Annotated in this window: 6 protein-coding genes; 5 read left to right on the forward strand and 1 reads right to left on the reverse strand. The window is 70.1% G+C overall.

Annotated elements, in window-relative coordinates:
• The first annotated feature begins 20 nt into the window (after positions 1 to 20).
• The 5 genes from O7625_RS18695 to O7625_RS18715 all read left to right on the forward strand — a co-directional run bounded on the left by O7625_RS18695 (position 21) and on the right by O7625_RS18715 (position 17,781).
• A complete protein-coding gene (locus O7625_RS18695) occupies positions 21 to 4,574 on the forward strand; it encodes a type I polyketide synthase (protein WP_282340217.1) in 4,554 nt (1,517 codons plus the stop codon).
• 23 nt (positions 4,575 to 4,597) lie between these two features.
• On the forward strand, positions 4,598 to 15,556 hold the full coding sequence (locus O7625_RS18700; protein WP_282340219.1) for a type I polyketide synthase: 10,959 nt from the start codon (positions 4,598 to 4,600) through the stop codon (positions 15,554 to 15,556).
• 107 nt (positions 15,557 to 15,663) lie between these two features.
• A complete protein-coding gene (locus O7625_RS18705; protein ID WP_067302289.1) occupies positions 15,664 to 15,891 on the forward strand; it encodes a DUF5988 family protein in 228 nt (75 codons plus the stop codon).
• 179 nt (positions 15,892 to 16,070) lie between these two features.
• A complete protein-coding gene (locus tag O7625_RS18710; protein WP_282340223.1) occupies positions 16,071 to 17,372 on the forward strand; it encodes a cation:proton antiporter in 1,302 nt (433 codons plus the stop codon).
• A gap of 7 nt (positions 17,373 to 17,379) precedes the next feature.
• Complete coding sequence (locus tag O7625_RS18715) at positions 17,380 to 17,781, forward strand: hypothetical protein (RefSeq protein ID WP_282340224.1); 402 nt, start codon at positions 17,380 to 17,382, stop codon at positions 17,779 to 17,781.
• 7 nt (positions 17,782 to 17,788) lie between these two features.
• Here the strand turns inward: O7625_RS18715 and O7625_RS18720 are convergent, their stop codons facing one another.
• Entirely contained in the window at positions 17,789 to 19,000 is a 1,212-nt protein-coding gene (locus tag O7625_RS18720; protein WP_282340225.1) for an ROK family transcriptional regulator, read from the reverse strand.
• Between the last annotated feature and the right edge of the window lie 282 nt (positions 19,001 to 19,282).

Genomic DNA, 19,282 nt, shown 5'->3' on the forward strand with positions numbered 1-19,282 from the left:
ACAGCACAGGGGGAGGACGGATGAACACGTCGCAGGACCAGTTCGTCGAGGCGCTGCGTTCGTCGCTGAAGGAGAACGAACGGCTGCGCGCACAGAACCGCCGGTTGGTCGACGCGGCGACCGAGCCGTTGGCGATCATCGGCATGGCCTGCCGGTTCCCGGGTGGGGTGCGGTCTCCCGAGGAGCTGTGGACGTTGCTCGACCGGGACGGTGACGGCATCGCCGCCTTCCCGGTCGACCGGGGCTGGCAACGGTTGGCCCGGTTCGACCCCACCGGCAGGCTCCCGGGCTCGGTGTCGGCACGCGAGGGCGGCTTCCTGTACGACGCTGCGGATTTTGATGCTGATCTGTTTGGGATTTCGCCGCGTGAGGCGTTGGCGATGGATCCGCAGCAGCGGTTGTTGTTGGAGGTGTCGTGGGAGGTGTTGGAGCGGGCGGGTTTGGATCCGTTGTCGTTGCGGGGGAGTCGGACGGGTGTGTTCGCGGGGTTGATGTATCACGATTACGGGTCGCGGGTGCGGTCGGTTCCGGTGGAGTTGGAGGGTTATTTCACGAACGGTAATGCGGGGAGTGTGGCGTCGGGTCGGGTGTCGTACACGTTTGGTTTCGAGGGTCCGGCGGTGACGGTGGATACGGCGTGTTCGTCGTCGTTGGTGGCGTTGCACCTGGCTGCCCAGTCCCTGCGGGCCGGGGAATGCGACATGGCACTCGCCGGCGGGGTTTCCGTGATGTCGACGCCCATCGTCTTCCAGGAGTTCTCGCGGCAGCATGGAATGGCGGCGGACGGTCGGTGCAAGTCCTTCGCGGCCGCGGCCGACGGCGCGGGTTTCTCCGAGGGTGTCGGCCTGCTGCTGCTGGAGCGGTTGTCGGATGCCCGGCGTCGAGGGCATCACGTCCTGGCGGTGGTGCGGGGTTCGGCGGTGAATCAGGATGGTGCGTCGAATGGGTTGACGGCGCCGAATGGTCCGTCGCAGCAGCGGGTGATTCGGCAGGCGTTGGTGTCGGCGGGGTTGGCTGCGGCCGACGTGGATGTGGTGGAGGCGCACGGGACGGGGACGCGGTTGGGGGATCCGATCGAGGCGCAGGCGGTGTTGGCGGCGTACGGGCAGGATCGGGTGCGGCCGTTGTTGTTGGGGTCGGTGAAGTCGAACATTGGTCATACGCAGGCGGCGGCGGGTGTGGCTGGTGTGATCAAGATGGTCCTGGCCATGCGGCATGGTGTGGTGCCGAGGTCGCTGCACGTCGATGCGCCGACTCCGCAGGTGGACTGGTCCGCCGGTGCGGTGGAGCTGGCGGCGGTGAGGACGGAGTGGCCGCGGACGGGCCGGCCGCGTCGGGCGGGGGTGTCGTCGTTCGGAGTCAGCGGCACGAACGCGCACGTGATCGTGGAGCAGGCGACCGAGGCGGAGCCCGAGCCGGTTGCCGAGCACGACGGTGCGACGGTGTGGGCCGTCTCCGCGCGTTCGGCCGACGCGCTGCGGGCACAGGTCGACCGGTTGGCCGCCATGGTCGAGAAGCGGCCGGAGGTCTCCGTCCACCGGGTCGCGGCGGGGCTGGCGCGGCGGGCGTTGTTGCCGTACCGGGCGGTCGGGGTCGGCGCCTCGGCCGCGGAACTGCTGGGGAGCTTGCGGGCGGCACCGCAGCCGGTCGCCGCAGGTGAGTCGACGGTGGGGTTTCTGTTTTCGGGGCAGGGTTCGCAGTGGTGGGGGATGGGGGTGGGGTTGGCGGCGCGTTTTCCGGTTTTTGCGGAGGAGTTCGGGCGGGTGTGTGGGTTGTTGGAGGGGTTTTTGCCGCGGTCGTTGGGTGAGGTGTTGGTTGGGGGTGGTGGGTTGGTGGATCGGACGTTGTTTGCGCAGCCGGGCATTTTTGCGGTGCAGGTGGCGCAGGTGGCGTTGTTGCGGTCGTTTGGGGTGTGTCCGGGTGTGGTGGTGGGGCATTCGGTGGGTGAGTACGCCGCGGCGGTGGTCGCCGGGGTTCTGGATCTGGTGGATGCGTGTCGGTTGGTGGCGGCGCGGGCGGTGTTGATGGATGCGTTGCCTGCTGGTGGGGCGATGTTGGCGGTGCAGGCTGGTGAGTCGGTGGTGGTGGGTTTGGGTTTGGATGTGGCGGCGGTGAATGGTCCGGAGCAGGTGGTGTTGTCCGGTCCGGTGGCGGCGGTCGAGGCTGCGGCGGATCGGTTGGCGGGGGCGGGGGTGCGGGTGCGGCGGTTGCGGGTGTCGCATGCGTTTCATTCGGTGTTGATGGAGCCGATGTTGGCGGAGTTTGCCGAGGTGGTGGGGTCGGTGGAGTTTCGGCAGGCGCGGGTGCCGTTGGTGTCGAGTGTGGAGGTGGGTGCGGATGTGACGGTGCCGGAGTACTGGGTGCGTCAGGTGCGGGAGACGGTGCGGTTCGGCGAGGCGATGGCGGTGGTGGATGCGGGGATCTGTGTGGAGGTGGGTCCGGATGCGACGTTGACGGCGATGTTGCCCGATCGTCGGGTGGTGCCGGTGTCGCGGCGGGATGTCGATGAGGTGGTCGCTTGGCTGACCGCGGTGGGTGCCCTGCACACGGCTGGGGTGTCAGTGGACTGGGCGCCGGTGTCGCCCATGGTGGCGGTGCCTGAGGATCTGCCGACGTACGCGTTCCAACACCGCCGCTACTGGCTCGATGCGGACGACGCCCCGGCCGCGCGTACCTCGACCGACGACCTGCTCCACGCCGAAAGTTGGCAGCCCGCGCACCTTCCGCCGGCCGACCTCACCGGGGTGAGCTGGCTGCTGCTCACCCCGGGCGAGGGCGTCGACGCCGGCTGGGCCGCGGCCCTGCGCGACGGTGTCGAGAGCGCTGGCGGCCGGTGCACGGTCCTGGAAGCGGCCGGCCTGGACCGGGTCGCCCTGACCGGTGCCCTCCGCGACAGCGACGCCGACCGCGTGATCTCCCTGCTGGGCTTCGACGAGACCCCGGCGCCCGTCGTGCCGGCCGGGCTCGCCGCCACCCTGCACCTACTGCAGGCGCTCGACGACGCCGGCCTGGACGCGCCCCTGTGGTGCCTGACCCGCGACGCCGTCGCGGCCGGACCGGTCCACGCCCCGGCGCAGGCGGCGATCTGGGGCCTGGGCCGGACCGCGGCCCTGGAACACCCGCGGCTCTGGGGTGGCCTGGTCGACGTCTCCGGACGCCCCGACGCCGAGGCGACCGCGCACGTCCTCGCCACCGTCGCCGCCGCGGTCGAGGACCAGGCGGCGGTACGGCCGGGCGGCGTACTCGGGCGGCGGTTGTCCCGGGCGACCACCGGGCCGACGTGGCGGGCCCAGGCCTGGCGACCAGAGGGCGACATCTGGGTCACCGGCGGCACCGGCGGCGTCGGCGCGCACCTGGCCCGCTGGTTGTCCGGACGGGGCGCCCGCCGTGTGGTCCTGTTGAGCCGGCGCGGACCCGCGGCTCCCGGGGCCGACGATCTCGTCGCCGAACTCGCGACGCGGGGAACGACGGCGACGGTGGTGGCCTGCGACGTGGCTGACCGCGCGCAGCTCACCGATCTCCTCGCCCGCAGTGGGCCGCCCTCGGCGGTCTTCCACGCGGCCGGCGTACTCGACGACGGGGTTCTCGCCGCGCTCACCACCGACCGCCTGGCGGCGGTGTTCGGGGCGAAGGCCGCCGCGGCCCGGAACCTCGACGAGCTGACCCGCGGCCTGGACCTCGACGCGTTCGTCCTGTTCTCCTCGGTCGCCGGCACCGTCGGCGCTGCCGGGCAGGGCAGCTACGCCGCCGCCAACGCCTACCTGGACGCGTTGGCGGCGGCCCGGCAGGCGGCGGGGCGTCCGGCACTCGCCGTGTCCTGGGGCGCCTGGGAGGCGACGGGCATGGCCGGCCACACCGACGGCCTGGCCGCGGCCGGCGTACGGCCGATGGTGCCGGAGACGGCGCTCGACGCACTCGGCAGGGTCCTCGACCGTGGCGAGGCGACGGCCCTCGTCGCCGGCATCGACTGGGACACCTTCGCCGCGCGGTTCACCGCGAGCCGGCCCAGCCCGCTGCTCACCGAGTTGACCGGCGGCGACAGCACGCACACCGGCGGTGTGACCGAGGTCCCGGTCACGCGGCGGTGGGCGGCGCTCGACGCCGCCGCGCAGCAGCAGGAACTGCTCGGACTGGTGCGGACGCACGCCGCCACGGTCCTCGGTCACTCCGGACCGGACCGGATCGATCCCGACCGGCCCTTCCAGGAACTCGGCTTCACCTCCCTGAGCGCGGTGGAACTGCGTAACCGGCTGGGCGCGGCGCTCGGCAGGCAACTACCGACGACGCTCGTGTTCGACCACCCCAACCCGGCCGCGCTCGCCGCCGAGCTGCGCCGGTCCACGTTCGGCGGACCGACGGCCACGTCGGTGCCCGACGAGCTCGACCGGCTGGAACGGCTCCTCGACACGGTGGTCCTCGACGGGGCGACCCGGGCCGCGGCCGGCTCCCGGCTGCGCGTACTCCTCGACCGGCTGACGACCGGCGACCACGAAACCGGCGTCCGGCTGCCCGAGGAGACCTCCGACGACGATCAGATCTTCGACTTCATCCAGAACCAGCTGGGCATTTCCTGACCCGCGAGGAGCGACCGCAGATCATGAACGCCGAGGAGAAACTCCGCTACTTCCTCAAGCGTGTGACGAACGAGCTCCAGGAGACACGCGACCGGCTCAGCGAGATCGAGGAGGCGGGCCGGGAACCCATCGCCATCGTGGGCATGGCGTGCCGCTTTCCCGGCGGGGTCGGCTCGCCGGAGGACCTGTGGACGCTGCTCGAAGCCGGACGCTCCGCCGTCACCGGTTTTCCCACCGACCGGGGGTGGGACGTCGAGGCACTCTACGACCCGGAGCCCGGCCTGCCCGGTCACACCTACACCCGTACCGGCGGGTTCCTGGACGACGTCGCCGGCTTCGACGCCGCGTTCTTCGGGATCTCGCCACGTGAGGCGCTGGCCATGGATCCGCAGCAGCGGCTGCTGCTCGAAACGTCGTGGGAGGCGATCGAACGGGCCGGGCTCGACCCGCAGGCGCTCCGCGGTAGCCGGACCGGCGTCTTCGCCGGGTTGACCTACCACGACTACGCGACCGGGCTCGCCGAGGTGCCCGACGAGCTGCAGGGATTCCTGGGCAACGGTAATGCGGGGAGTGTGGCGTCGGGTCGGGTGTCGTACACGTTTGGTTTCGAGGGTCCGGCGGTGACGGTGGATACGGCGTGTTCGTCGTCGTTGGTGGCGCTGCATTTGGCGGTGCAGTCGTTGCGGTTGGGTGAGTGTGATCTGGCGTTGGCTGGTGGGGTGACGGTGATGGCGACGCCGGGGGTGTTTGTGGAGTTTTCGCGGCAGCGGGGGTTGGCGGTGGATGGGCGGTGTAAGTCGTTTGCGGCGGGGGCGGATGGGACGGGGTGGTCTGAGGGGGTGGGGGTGGTGTTGGTGGAGCGGTTGTCGGTGGCGCGGGAGTGTGGGCATCGGGTGTTGGCGGTGGTGCGGGGTTCGGCGGTGAATCAGGATGGTGCGTCGAATGGGTTGACGGCGCCGAATGGTCCGTCGCAGCAGCGGGTGATTCGGCAGGCGTTGGTGTCGGCGGGGTTGGCTGCGGCTGACGTGGATGTGGTGGAGGGGCACGGGACGGGGACGCGGTTGGGGGATCCGATTGAGGCGCAGGCGGTGTTGGCGGTGTACGGGCAGGATCGGGTGCGGCCGTTGTTGTTGGGGTCGGTGAAGTCGAACATTGGTCATACGCAGGCGGCGGCGGGTGTGGCTGGTGTGATCAAGATGGTCCTGGCCATGCGGCATGGTGTGGTGCCGAGGTCGCTGCACGTCGATGCGCCGACTCCGCAGGTGGACTGGTCCGCCGGTGCGGTGGAGCTGGCGGCGGTGAGGACGGAGTGGCCGCGGACGGGCCGGCCGCGTCGGGCGGGGGTGTCGTCGTTCGGAGTCAGCGGCACGAACGCGCACGTGATCGTGGAGCAGGCGACCGAGGCGGAGCCCGAGCCGGTTGCCGAGCACGACGGTGCGACGGTGTGGGCCGTCTCCGCGCGTTCGGCCGACGCGCTGCGGGCACAGGTCGACCGGTTGGCCGCCATGGTCGAGAAGCGGCCGGAGGTCTCCGTCCACCGGGTCGCGGCGGGGCTGGCGCGGCGGGCGTTGTTGCCGTACCGGGCGGTCGGGGTCGGCGCCTCGGCCGCGGAACTGCTGGGGAGCTTGCGGGCGGCACCGCAGCCGGTCGCCGCAGGTGAGTCGACGGTGGGGTTTCTGTTTTCGGGGCAGGGTTCGCAGTGGTGGGGGATGGGGGTGGGGTTGGCGGCGCGTTTTCCGGTTTTTGCGGAGGAGTTCGGGCGGGTGTGTGGGTTGTTGGAGGGGTTTTTGCCGCGGTCGTTGGGTGAGGTGTTGGTTGGGGGTGGTGGGTTGGTGGATCGGACGTTGTTTGCGCAGCCGGGCATTTTTGCGGTGCAGGTGGCGCAGGTGGCGTTGTTGCGGTCGTTTGGGGTGTGTCCGGGTGTGGTGGTGGGGCATTCGGTGGGTGAGTACGCCGCGGCGGTGGTCGCCGGGGTTCTGGATCTGGTGGATGCGTGTCGGTTGGTGGCGGCGCGGGCGGTGTTGATGGATGCGTTGCCTGCTGGTGGGGCGATGTTGGCGGTGCAGGCTGGTGAGTCGGTGGTGGTGGGTTTGGGTTTGGATGTGGCGGCGGTGAATGGTCCGGAGCAGGTGGTGTTGTCCGGTCCGGTGGCGGCGGTCGAGGCTGCGGCGGATCGGTTGGCGGGGGCGGGGGTGCGGGTGCGGCGGTTGCGGGTGTCGCATGCGTTTCATTCGGTGTTGATGGAGCCGATGTTGGCGGAGTTTGCCGAGGTGGTGGGGTCGGTGGAGTTTCGGCAGGCGCGGGTGCCGTTGGTGTCGAGTGTGGAGGTGGGTGCGGATGTGACGGTGCCGGAGTACTGGGTGCGTCAGGTGCGGGAGACGGTGCGGTTCGGCGAGGCGATGGCGGTGGTGGATGCGGGGATCTGTGTGGAGGTGGGTCCGGATGCGACGTTGACGGCGATGTTGCCCGATCGTCGGGTGGTGCCGGTGTCGCGGCGGGATGTCGATGAGGTGGTCGCTTGGCTGACCGCGGTGGGTGCGCTGCACACGGCTGGGGTGTCGGTGGACTGGGCGCCGGTGTCGCCCACGGTGGCGGCACCCGACGACCTGCCGACGTACGCGTTCCAACACCGCCGCTACTGGCTCGACGGAGGCGGCTGGCGCGGAAGCACCGTGCGGCTCGCCGACGGCGGGGTGGTGGTGTCGACCCGGGTATCGACGGCCCGGCAACCATGGCTGGCCGACCATGTGGTCGACGGCTCGGTGCTGGTGCCGGGAACCGGGTTCGTCGACTGGGCGGTGCACGCCGGTGATCTGGTCGGCGCACCCGTACTACGGGAGTTGACGGTGCAGGCGCCGCTCGTGCTGGAGGCCGCCGGCACCGTCGACGTGCAGACCACCGTCGACGGTCGGCGGCAGCTCAGCATCCACGCCCGCACCGGCGCCGACCAAGCGTGGACCTGCCACGCCACCGGCCAGCTGGCGGAGGCCGCCGAAGGCGACGCCCCGCAGGCCGATGCGCCATGGCCGCCGGTGGGCGCGGTGCCGATGTCGGTGGAGGGCTTCTACGAGCGTCTGGCCGGTGTCGGTCTGCAGTACGGTCCGGCGTTCCAGGGGTTGCGGGCGGTGTGGCGAGCGGGCGCGGAGTTGCTCGCGGAGGTGGCCCTGGACGAGGTGGATCATGGGCAGGCGAGCCGTTTCGGGGTGCATCCGGCGTTGTTGGATGCGGCGTTGCACCTAGCGGCACTGGACAGGTCCGAGGGTCCGGCGGAGCCGCTGCTACCGTTCGCCTGGCAGGACGTCGCGGTACACGCGACCGGTGCGACGAAGGTCCGGGTCCGGATGCACGTCGACGGGAACACCCTGTCGCTGACGTTGAGCGACACGTCCGGCGCTCCGGTGGCCACGGTCGGCTCGCTGGCGCTGCGGGGTCTGCCGGATCGACCGTCGGTGGCACCGGTGCGGGACCTGTACACCGTCGACTGGATGGATGCGGGCCAGATCGGTGAGGGGGAAGCCGACTTTCCGGTGTGGGACTGCACCGGTGCCGACCTTGCTGATGTTCTGGCCGGTGTTCAGGAGCGGCTGGCTGCTGATGAGCGGCGGTGGTTGGTTCTGGTTCCGGGTGGTCAGACGGTTCCGGATGCGGCGGCGGTGTGGGGGTTGTTGGCGTCGGCGCAGTCGGAGCATCCGGACCGGCTGGTGCTGGTCGATGCGGCGGATCCGGTGGTGGCACGGGCGGCGGTGGCGGTGTGTGACGAGCCGCAGTTGCGGGTGGATCATGATGGCCGTATCCGGGTGCCCAGGTTGGTGCGGGCTGCGCCGGCCGAGGGAGACGGCAGGGTTGATTTCGGTGCCGGACCGGTGTTGATCACTGGTGGTACCGGGACGCTGGGCGGTCTCCTCGCTCGGCATCTGGTGCGCGAGTACGGGGTGGATGACCTGGTGCTGGTGTCGCGGCGTGGTCCGGACACTCCGGGTGTGGACGGGCTGGTGCGGGATCTGCCGCGGGTGCGGGTGGTGGCGTGTGACGTGGCGGATCGGGAGGCGTTGGCGGCGTTGCTCGACGAGGCTCGGCCTGGTGTGGTGGTTCATGCGGCAGGGGTGCTCGACGACGCGACGGTGGGCAACCTGACGGCAGCTCAGCTGGAGTCGGTCTTCCGGGCGAAGGCCACCGCCGCGCGGCACCTGCATGAGTTGACCGACGGGTCGTGTGCGTTGGTGTTCTTCTCGTCGGCGTCGGGGGTGTTCGGTGCGGCGGGTCAGGCCAACTACGCGGCGGCGAACGCTTACCTGGATGCGCTGGCCCGACACCGGCGGGCGCAGGGACTGCCCGGCCTATCGCTCGCCTGGGGCCTCTGGGAGTCGGCGAGCACGCTGGCCCAGTCGGCGGATCGTGATCGTCTGGCCCGGTCGGGCGTGCTGCCGATCGACGACGAGCGGGGCCTGCGACTGTTCGACGCGGCACTGCGGGCCGACGCGCCGGTGACGGTGCCGGTGCGGCTGCGCCTGAACAGTTCGACTGTCGTACCGCCGCTGCTGTCGCGCCTGGTGCCGGCTCCGCGGCGCACCGCGGCGTCCGGCGACCGGGACCAGTCGTTGACGGAACGGTACGCCGGATGGGAGCCGCAGCGGCGACGGGCCGAGCTCGTACGTCAGGTCTGCGCGATGGTGGCCGGGGTGCTCGGCTTCGATGGTGGCGACCAGGTCGACGCCGGACAGGCGTTCCGCGACATGGGCCTGGACTCCCTCACCGCCGTGGAGCTGCGCAACCGCCTGGCCACGTGGACCGGTGCCCGGCTACCGGCGACCCTGGTCTTCGACTATCCGTCGCCGGTGGTGCTGGCTGGTCATCTGGATGAGGTGTTGTTCGGTGGTGTGGGTGTGGGGTCGGCCTCGGTGTCGGGTTTGGGGGTGGTGGAGGGGGATCCGGTGGTGATCGTGGGTATGGCGTGTCGTTTTCCGGGGGGTGTGTGGTCGCCGGAGGATTTGTGGGATCTGGTGGTGGGGGAGCGGGATGCGGTGGGTGGTTTTCCGGTGGATCGGGGTTGGGATGTGGGTGGGTTGTTTGATCCGGATCCGGATCGGGTGGGGACGAGTTATGCGTGTGAGGGTGGGTTTTTGTATGGGGCTGGGGATTTTGATGCGGGGTTTTTTGGTGTTTCTCCGCGTGAGGCGTTGGCGATGGATCCGCAGCAGCGGTTGTTGTTGGAGGTGTCGTGGGAGGTTTTGGAGCGGGCGGGTATCGATCCGCTGTCGCTGCGCGGTAGCCGCACCGGCGTCTTCACCGGCCTGATGTACCACGACTACCTCGGTCGTATGACCCAGATTCCGCCGGAACTCGAAGGGCACATGGGCAACGGCAATGCCGGCAGCATCGCCTCCGGCCGGGTCGCCTACACCTTCGGGTTCGAGGGGCCGGCGGTCACCATCGACACCGCTTGTTCGTCGTCACTGGTCGCCCTCCACCTGGCCGCCCAGTCCCTGCGGTCCGGGGAATGCGATCTCGCGCTCGCCGGAGGCGTTGCCGTGATGGCGACGCCGGGGGTGTTTGTGGAGTTTTCGCGGCAGCGGGGGTTGGCGGTGGATGGGCGGTGTAAGTCGTTTGCGGCGGGGGCGGATGGGACGGGGTGGTCTGAGGGGGTGGGGGTGGTGTTGGTGGAGCGGTTGTCGGTGGCGCGGGAGTGTGGGCATCGGGTGTTGGCGGTGGTGCGGGGTTCGGCGGTGAATCAGGATGGTGCGTCGAATGGGTTGACGGCGCCGAATGGTCCGTCGCAGCAGCGGGTGATTCGGCAGGCGTTGGTGTCGGCGGGGTTGTCTGCGGCTGATGTTGATGTGGTGGAGGGGCATGGGACGGGGACGCGGTTGGGGGATCCGATTGAGGCGCAGGCGGTGTTGGCGGTGTACGGCCAGGGTCGGGTGCGGCCGTTGTTGTTGGGGTCGATCAAGTCGAATATCGGTCACACGCAGGCGGCGGCGGGTGTGGCTGGTGTGATCAAGATGGTGTTGGCGATGCGGCATGGTGTGGTTCCCCGGTCGCTGCATATCGATGAGCCGACTCGGCAGGTGGATTGGTCGGCCGGTGCGGTGGAGTTGGCGGTCCAGCGGACGGAGTGGCCTGGGGTGGGTCGGCCGCGTCGGGCGGGGGTGTCGTCGTTCGGGGTGAGTGGCACGAACGCGCACGTGATTCTGGAGCAGGCGCCGGATCCGGAGTGGGTTGCGGTGTCGTCGGGCTCGGATTCTGTTTCTGGAGATGTTGTTGTACCTGTGGGTTCTGATATCGCTCGGATTGTGGATGCTGGTTCTGATGTTGCTGTTGTTGATGGGGTTGATGCCGATGATGCCAATGGGGTTGGTGGTCCGGTGGTGTGGTTGGTGTCGGCGCGTTCGCGGGAGGGGTTGGTGGGGCAGGTTGAGCGGTTGGAGAGTTTTGCTTTGGGTGGTTCGGGTGGTTCGGGTGTGTCGGTGGGTTCGGTGGCGGTGGGTTTGTGGGGTCGGGCGTTGTTGCCGTTTCGGGCGGTGGGTGTGGGTGGTTCGGTGGAGGAGTTGTTGGCTGGTTTGCGGGGTTCTTTAGGTTCGGGTTCGAATTCGTCGGGCGGTTCGACTTCGAGTTCGTTGAGTTTTTCGGGTTCGGGTTCGGGTTTGTCTGGTGGTTCTGGTTTGGGTGTGGTGTTGGTGTTTCCGGGTCAGGGGTGGCAGTGGGAGGGGATGGCGTGTCGGTTGTTGGTGGAGTCGGGGGTGTTTGCGGGGGCGATGGGGGAGTGTGATCGGGTTTTGTTGCCGTGGGTGGGTTGTTCGGTGGTGGGGGTGTTGTTGTCGGGTGGGGTGGTGGGTGGGGATGTGCGGGTGGTGCAGCCGTTGATGTGGGCGGTGATGGTGTCGTTGGCGCGGGTGTGGGGGTCGTTGGGGGTTGTTCCGGTGGGGGTGGTGGGTCATTCGCAGGGTGAGGTGGCGGCGGCGGTGGTGGCGGGGGTGTTGTCGTTGGAGGAGGGTGCGCGGGTGGTGGCGGTGCGGGCGGGTGTGGTGGGGGAGTTTTTGTCGGGTGGTGGTGGGGGGATGTTGTCGGTGTGGTTGTCGGTGGAGGAGGTGCGGTTGCGGTTGGTGGGTGTGGTGGGGGTGTCGGTGGCGGCGGTGAATGGTCCGGGGTTGTGTGTGGTGTCGGGGGATCGTGGGGTGTTGGGGTCGGTGGATTGGGGTGGGGCGCGGGTGCGGTGGGTGGATGTGGATTATGCGTCGCATTCGGTGCAGGTGGATGTGGTCGAAGGAGTCCTACGGGAGCGTTTGGGTGTGGTGGGTTTTCGGTCTGGTGTGGTGCCGTGGTATTCGACGGTGACGGGTGGGTTGGTGGATGGTGGGGAGTTGGATGCCGGGTATTGGTTTGAGAATTTGCGGGGGGAGGTGCGTTTCGAGGATGCGGTGCGGGCGGCGGCTCGTGATGGGTTGTGTCGGTTTGTGGAGGTGTCGGGTCATCCGGTGTTGTTGGCGGGGGTGGCGGACATGGTGCCGGGGGGTGTGGTGACGGGGACGTTGCGGCGCGGCGATGGCGGTATGGGGGATGTGCTGCGGGCGGCGGGTGTGTTGTGGGTGGCGGGGGTGGGGGTTGATTGGGGTTCGGTGATGCCGGTGGGGGTGGCACCGGCCGAGTTGCCGACGTATGCGTTTCAGCGGGAGCGTTTTTGGCTTGAAGGTCATACCGGAGACAGTGGTAGTGGTGGTGGGGTGGTGCGGTTGGGTGACGGTGGTGTGGTGGTGTCGGGTCGGGTGGGTGGTGGGGATTCGTGGTGGGGGGATCATGTGGTGGGTGGGGTGGTGTTGGTGCCGGGGGCGCAGTTTGTGGAGTGGGTGGTGGGTGCGGGTGATGTGGTGGGGTTGTCGGTGGTGCGGGAGTTGATGGTGCAGGTGCCGTTGGTGCTGGAAGAGTCGGCGTTTGTCGAGGTGCAGACGGTAGTGGCCGGAGACGGCCGGGTGGTGGTGTATTCCCGGAACGCGAACGACGATGGGAATCGTAATGGGAATGGCGATTGGGTGTGTCACGCGACGGGTTTGTTGGCTGTAAATGCCGGCGTGGGTATGTCGGGTGATGTTGGTGGTGTTGTGGGTGTGTCGGGGGATAGTTCCGCTGGGGCGTCGGTGTTGCCCGGGGCGGGTGTGGTGTGGCCGCCGGTGGGTGCGGTTCCGGTTGCCGTTGATGATTTTTATGAGCGGTTGGCGGATGTGGGTCTGGAGTACGGACCCGTGTTCCAGGGGTTGCGGGCGGCGTGGCGGGTTGACGGGGAGTTGGTCGCCGAGGTGGCTCTGGACGATGTTGGTCGTGCGGAGGTGGACCGTTTCAGGGTGCATCCGGCGCTGTTGGATGCCGCGTTGCACGTGGCGGGGTTGTACGAGCCCAGTGTTCCGGGGGAGCAGCTGTTGCCGTTCGCGTGGCAGGACGTGGTGGTGCATGCGACGGGTGCGACAGAGGCGCGGGTGCGGATGCGGGTCGACGGTGACACGCTGTCGGTGACTCTGACCGATCTGGACGGAGCACCGGTGGTCACGGTCGGTTCGTTGGTGTTGCGGCCGCTACCGGACCGGCTACCGGCCAGGACGGTGCGAGACCTCTACACCATCGACTGGATCGACGCAGGTCAGGCCAGCCAGACGAGCCAAGCCGGTGAGGCCAGCCAATCCGGTGCGGCGAGCCGGGCGAGTCAGGCCGGTGAGGCGAGCCATGCCGCTCAGATCGACTACGCCGGTCAGACCAGCCAGTCCGGTGCGGTCGGCCTCGGTCAGGTGGAAGTTGACCTTCCGGTGTGGGACTGCGCGGGTGTCGGTCTGGCCGATGTCTTGACCGGTGTTCAGGAGCGGTTGGTTGCCGATGACCGGCGGTGGCTGGTGCTGATTCCGGGTGGTCAGACGGTTCCGGATGCGGCGGCGGTGTGGGGGTTGTTGGCGTCGGCGCAGTCGGAGCATCCGGACCGTCTGGTGCTGGTCGATGCGGCGGATCCGGTGGTGGCGCGGGCTGCGGTGGCGGTGTGTGGGGAGCCGCAGCTTCGGGTCGACGACGACGGCCGTATTCAGGTGCCCCGTTTGGTGCGTGCCGGCGTGGCCGAGGGCGGGCGGCGGCCGGACTTCAGCGCCGGGCCGGTGCTGGTCACTGGTGGTACCGGCACGTTGGGTGGTCTGCTTGCCCGGTATCTGGTGCGTGAGTACGGGGTGGACGACCTGGTGCTGGTGTCGCGGCGTGGTCCGGACGCGCCGGGTGCTGAGGGGTTGGTGCGGGGTCTGCCGCAGGCGCGGGTCGTCGCCGGTGACATCAGTGACCGGGAGTGTCTGCGCGGGTTGCTCGACGAGTTTTCCCCGCGGGTGGTCATCCATGCGGCGGGTGTCCTCGACGACGCCACGATCGTCAACCTGACGCCGGAGCGGTTGGAGACGGTCTTCGCCGCCAAGGCCCGCAGCGCGTACCTGCTGCACGAGTTGACCCGCGACCGGCAGCTCGACGCGTTCATCCTCTTCTCCTCGGCGTCGGGGGTGTTCGGTGCGGCGGGTCAGGCCAACTACGCGGCGGCGAACGCCTATCTGGACGCGCTGGCCCGACAACGGCGGGCGGAGGGGCTACCCGCCCAGTCACTCGCCTGGGGACTGTGGGAGACCAGGAGCGCCATGACCACAGCGGTCGACGCCGCACAGTCGGGCGTCCTCCCGCTCGACGACCGGCATGCGCTCGCCCTGTTCGACGCGGCCCTCGACGCGGGCTCACCCGTCCTGCTGCCGGTTCGCCTGCAACTCGACGGCGTGCCGGCGACGCCGCTGCTCGAGAGGCTGAGACCGACCCGTCGCAGTACCGCCGAGTCGTCCCGCCCGGCACCGCGTACCGAGGACGATTTTGTCGCCCTGGTCCGCGCGGAGGCGGCCGCCGTCCTCGGTCACCGATCCGCTGCCGACGTCGCCCCGGACGGTCAGTTCACCGAACTCGGCTTCGACTCGCTGGCGGCCATCCGGCTGAGGAACCAGCTCGGCGCGGCGACCGGCGTACGACTGACCGCGACCGCGGTGTTCGATCATCCGACGGCCAGGGCGTTGGGGCGTCACCTGTACGCGACCGTCGGTGGCACCGCGTCGTCCCCGGCTGGCGGTGGCACCGTGGCCCCGGCCGACCGTGAGGACACGCTGGGCGCGCTGTTCCGGGACGCCGTCGCGGCCGGACGCCGGGACGACGGTTTCGCGTTGCTGTCCGCGGTCGCGCGGCTGCGTCCCGGGTTCCGGTCGCCTGCGGAGCTGACCGAGATCGCCGCGCCGCTACGTCTGGCCGAGGGACCGGCACGGCCTCGCCTGATCTGTGTCCCGTCGCCGATGGGTCTGGGTGGGGCGCACCAGTACGCGCGGCTCGCGACGGCGTGGCGCGGCGTCCGCGAGGTGCACGCCCTGCCGATCCCGGGATTCCGGTCGGCCGAGGCGCTGCCCGAGTCGCCCGGCGCGGTCGTCGAGTGGCTGGCCGCCAGCCTCCTCCAGGTCGTCGGTGAGGAACCGTACGCGCTGGTCGGCTACTCGTCCGGTGGCCTGTTCGCGCAGGGCCTGGCGGCACTGCTCGACGAGCGGGGCCGTCCCGCCGCCGGCCTGGTCCTGCTGGACACCTACCTGCCGGACAGCGCCGCGATGGAAGGCTTCGCGACACCGATGCTGGAGGGGCTGTTCGCCCGGGAGGAGTCCTTCGGACCCTTCACCAGCGCCCGGCTCTCCGCGATGGGCCGCTACGTGGGGCTGATCGCGGAGTGCGCGGTGCCCGCTGTCACGACACCCACCCTGTTCGTCCGCCCGACCGACCTGTTCCGGGCTGACGGCGCGAGCCCCGACGCGGAACCGGAGTTGTCCTGGCGTGCGACGTGGCCCTCGGCCACCGCCACGGCCGAGGTTGCCGGCAACCACTTCACGATGCTCGAGTCGGGCGCGGTCGACACCGCGCGGGTGATCGACGACTGGCTGGCGTCCGGGATCGGATAGGGGCCGCCGGCACCGGTTTAAGGGTTTGCCCGAGGACCGGGCGAGCCTACGGTCGAAAAGGTAGACATCGCCCCGCCTCCGACCATTTTCCTGCGTGGAGGTCAGTCATGGACAGTCCTGCCGCCAGCACGACGGGCACCGTCGACATCGTTCTCGAGGGTGGCCCAGCATCGTTGCCCGTCGAGGTCCGCCGTCAGCGGGTCGCCAGCCTCACCGACACCGTCAAGATCTGCCATTACGGCGGCTACGAGCACTTCGGGAGGGTCGACGGGGAACCGTCGGTGGACGGTCCGGTCCTGTTCCGGTGGATCAGGCGTACCCGCGTCGCGGAGTAGCGACGGACCTTCGGAGCCGGTCCACGGAATCCCCGGTTCGCGTCCTCCGGCCGGGCACGTGGGGGCAGCCCGTCACCGCAGCACGACGAACCGAGGAGGAACGATGCTCCGACGCACGATCCGGGCCTGCAGCGGGGCCATCGGTCCTGACGTCCCCCAGCCGAAGGGCTGAGGCGTCGATGGACTCCCCGGCGAACCACGCCGAGCTGTTGACCGCGACGGTGCTGCTCGACATCGCGCTGGTGCTGGCGGTCGGCACCCTGGTCGGGCGATGGGTGGGGCGGCTACGTCAGCCGGCGGTGATCGGGGAGGTCCTCGCGGGTGTCGCGCTCGGGCCGAGCCTGCTCGGGCTGCTGCCCGGCAACCCGACGGCGTGGCTCTTCCCGGCCGAGGCGCGGCCGTTCCTGTCCACCGTCGCCCAGGTCGGCCTGGCGCTGTTCATGTTCCTGATCGGTTGGGAGTTCGACCCGGCCCGGCTGCGGAGCCACCGAGGCACCGCGGCGGCCGTGTCGATCGGCTCGATCGTGGTGTCGTTCGGCCTGGGGGTGGCGCTGGCGACGCTGCTGTACCACCGCCACGACACGGTCGGCGTCGAGCGGGTCGGCTTCACGGAGTTCGCGCTCTTCCTCGGCGTCGCCATGTCGATCACCGCCTTCCCGGTCCTGGCGCGCATCCTGGCCGAGCGGGGCCTCACCGGCACGCGGGTGGGCAGCATCGCCCTGGTCAGTGCGGCGATCGACGACGTGCTGGCCTGGTGCCTGCTGGCGGTGGTGACCGCGATCGTCACCGCGAGCGGACCGCTGGACCTGGTCCGCATGCTGCTGCTGTTGGGCGTCTTCCTGACGGTGCTGCGGGTCGTCGTACGCCCGCTCCTGGTCGTCATGACCCGACGCTGGGCCACGACGTACCTGCTGGTCACCGTGGTGGCGACGGTGTTCCTGGCGTCCTACGCGACCACCTGGATCGGGTTGCACGCCATCTTCGGCGCGTTCTGTGTCGGCCTGGTGATGCCCCGCGAACCGGCGGCGGAGCTACGGGAGCAGGTGTGCCGGCCGTTGGAGCACGTGAGCATGGTGCTGCTCCCGGTGTTCTTCATCGTCACCGGCCTCGGTGTCGACATCGGCGGACTGACCTCGGCGAACCTCCTGGAGTTGGCCGCGATCGTCCTGGTCGCCTGTGTGGGGAAGCTGACCGGCGCGATCGTGCCGGCCGTGTCGCTCGGCATGTCCTGGCGCGACGCCGGGATCCTGGGCATCCTCGTCAACACGCGAGGTCTGACCGAGCTGGTGGTGCTGAGCGTCGGCCTGCAGCTGGGCGTGCTCGACGGGCAGATGTTCACGATGCTGGTGCTGATGGCCCTGGTCACCACCGCGCTGGCCGGTCCGTTGATCCGTTCGGGCCGGACCCCGGCCACCGGGCCCGGCGGGCCGGACACCGCCGACGCCGCGATGACCGACGCGCGCGCCGGGGGTACCGCATAATCAGCCCATGACCTCTACCGGCTCGTCACGGCTGTCGTTGTGGTCCACCGACTCGCTGTTGTCGATCGGATCGCGGGGTTCGGTGTTGTCCATCGGCAGCGTCGGTTCGATCGCCTCGGTCGGCAGCGTCGGCTCCGCCGGGTCGATCCTGTCCATCGGCTCCGCGCTGTCGGTCGGATCGACACTGTCGTGGCGGTCCGCCTGGTCGTTGCTGGCCGCCCGCTCCTCCGGCGTCGCGATGGGCTCCCGCGAGCGGTCCCGGCCGCTGGTCGGCCCGTCCGCGGCGGTGGCCGCCGTGGCGCTGACCGCCGGTGTCGGCTATCTCCTGGCGCGCCGGCACCGACCGGGCGAGGCGCGCCGGCACCGACCGGGCGAGGCGCGCCGGCATCGACCGGACGAGGGGCGCTGACGGCGGTTCAGGCGGGCGTGCTGTTGATGTGCTCCACGGTGACGGTGCGCAGGACGTGGAGGGCGCCACCGACGGCGGCGGCGGTGTCCACGTTGGCGGACAACAGGACCCGGGGCCGGCTGAGTGCCCGGCTGAGCGCGTGCCGGGTCAGCTCCGTCTCGATGAACCGCTGGTAGAGCGGGCCGGCGTCGACCAGGGCGGGTCCGGCCAGCACGACGGTGTCGAGATCGAAGAGATTGACCATGGTCACCGCGGCGCGGCCGATCCAGTGGGCGGACCGTTGGAGGATCGCCGTCGCGTCCGGGTCGCCGGCCTGCCACGCGCGCACCACGCGCCCGAAGTCGGCGAGGGTGTCCTCCTCGTGGGCCGTGATGCCGAGGTGCCCGGCGAGGTCGGGGCGGGCGAGCACCTGCGCGACGACCGTACGCGGACCCGCCTCCGCCTCGGCGCAGCCGTGGTTGCCGCAGACGCAGGCGGCGCTGGCGCCCATCAGCCCCACGTGCCCTATCTCGACGGCGTTCGAGGCGCGACCACGGTAGGCGTTGCCGTCCGCCACGACGCTGCCGCCCAGGCCGGAGCCGAGGTAGATGAGCCCGAACGTGTCGGTCGGCACGGTGCCGGACCACTGCTCGCCGGTGGCCGCCGCCGTCGCGTCGTTCTCCAGCAGGACGGGTAGGCCGAGCCTGCTGGACAGGCTCGACGTCAGGGGGTACTGGAGCCAGTCGGGCGTGGGATGGGCCATGAGGAGCATGCCGCGTTCCCGGTCCTGGGGGCCGTGGGTGACCAGGCCGACGCCGAGCACCCGCTCGCGTGGCACACCCGTGCGGTGCACCAGGTCGTCGACGTGGCCGGCGAGGGTGGCGACGGCCGCGTCCGGTCCGCTGGTCCCGGTGCCCCGGAAGCCGGCGGTCGCGATCCGCCGGCCGGCGAAGTCGATCACGACGATCGTCGTCGTGGTGCGGTCGAACTGGACCCCGACGGCGTACCAGGCGTCCGCCTCCAGCTCCAGCAGCCGCCGGGGCTGGCCCCGGCTCTGCTGCTCACGACCCACCTCGCGGACGAGGCCCCCGTCGATCAGGCGGCGGACCACGTGGGTGATCCTGGCCTGTGTGCGGCCGGAGAGCTCGGCGAGTTCGACCCGGCTGAGCGTGCCGCGGGTGCGCAGGAGATCGAGCATCCGCCCGGCCGTGGTGACGCGGCCGTCGCCGTCGTGGAGCATGCCGCGAGCCCTCCTAGATCGGTCCGGGAGCCGGGCGGAGCGCTCCCGCTCATATGTCTAGCCGATGGACCAGATCATGCAAGGGCCGGCGACGGTGCCGTCGCCCGGCCCGGCGGGGCTGACGAACGGGGGTCGGCGCGGTGCGGTCGGACCGGGTGGCGGCGGTACGGTGACCCACCCAAAGAAATTTATCGAGATCAATTGAGTGGACGCATTGACTGAGTAAATTTAGTCGCTTAAGAATACATCGCTGGCCCTTCCTGGGCCATGGCGGGCGAGCAT

This window comes from Micromonospora sp. WMMD714, assembly GCF_029581315.1.
In the GTDB taxonomy this organism is placed as follows: Bacteria; Actinomycetota; Actinomycetes; order Mycobacteriales; family Micromonosporaceae; genus Micromonospora; species Micromonospora rifamycinica.

Bases quoted from the DNA above. Each gene is read 5' to 3' on its own strand.
- O7625_RS18695 (WP_282340217.1), top strand. From the start codon at position 21: ATGAACACGTCGCAGGACCAGTTCGTCGAGGCGCTGCGTTCGTCGCTG.
- O7625_RS18700 (WP_282340219.1), top strand. From the start codon at position 4,598: ATGAACGCCGAGGAGAAACTCCGCTACTTCCTCAAGCGTGTGACGAAC.
- O7625_RS18705 (WP_067302289.1), top strand. From the start codon at position 15,664: ATGGACAGTCCTGCCGCCAGCACGACGGGCACCGTCGACATCGTTCTC.
- O7625_RS18715 (WP_282340224.1), top strand. From the start codon at position 17,380: ATGACCTCTACCGGCTCGTCACGGCTGTCGTTGTGGTCCACCGACTCG.
- O7625_RS18720 (WP_282340225.1), bottom strand. From the start codon at position 19,000: ATGCTCCACGACGGCGACGGCCGCGTCACCACGGCCGGGCGGATGCTC.
- O7625_RS18710 (WP_282340223.1), top strand. From the start codon at position 16,071: ATGGACTCCCCGGCGAACCACGCCGAGCTGTTGACCGCGACGGTGCTG.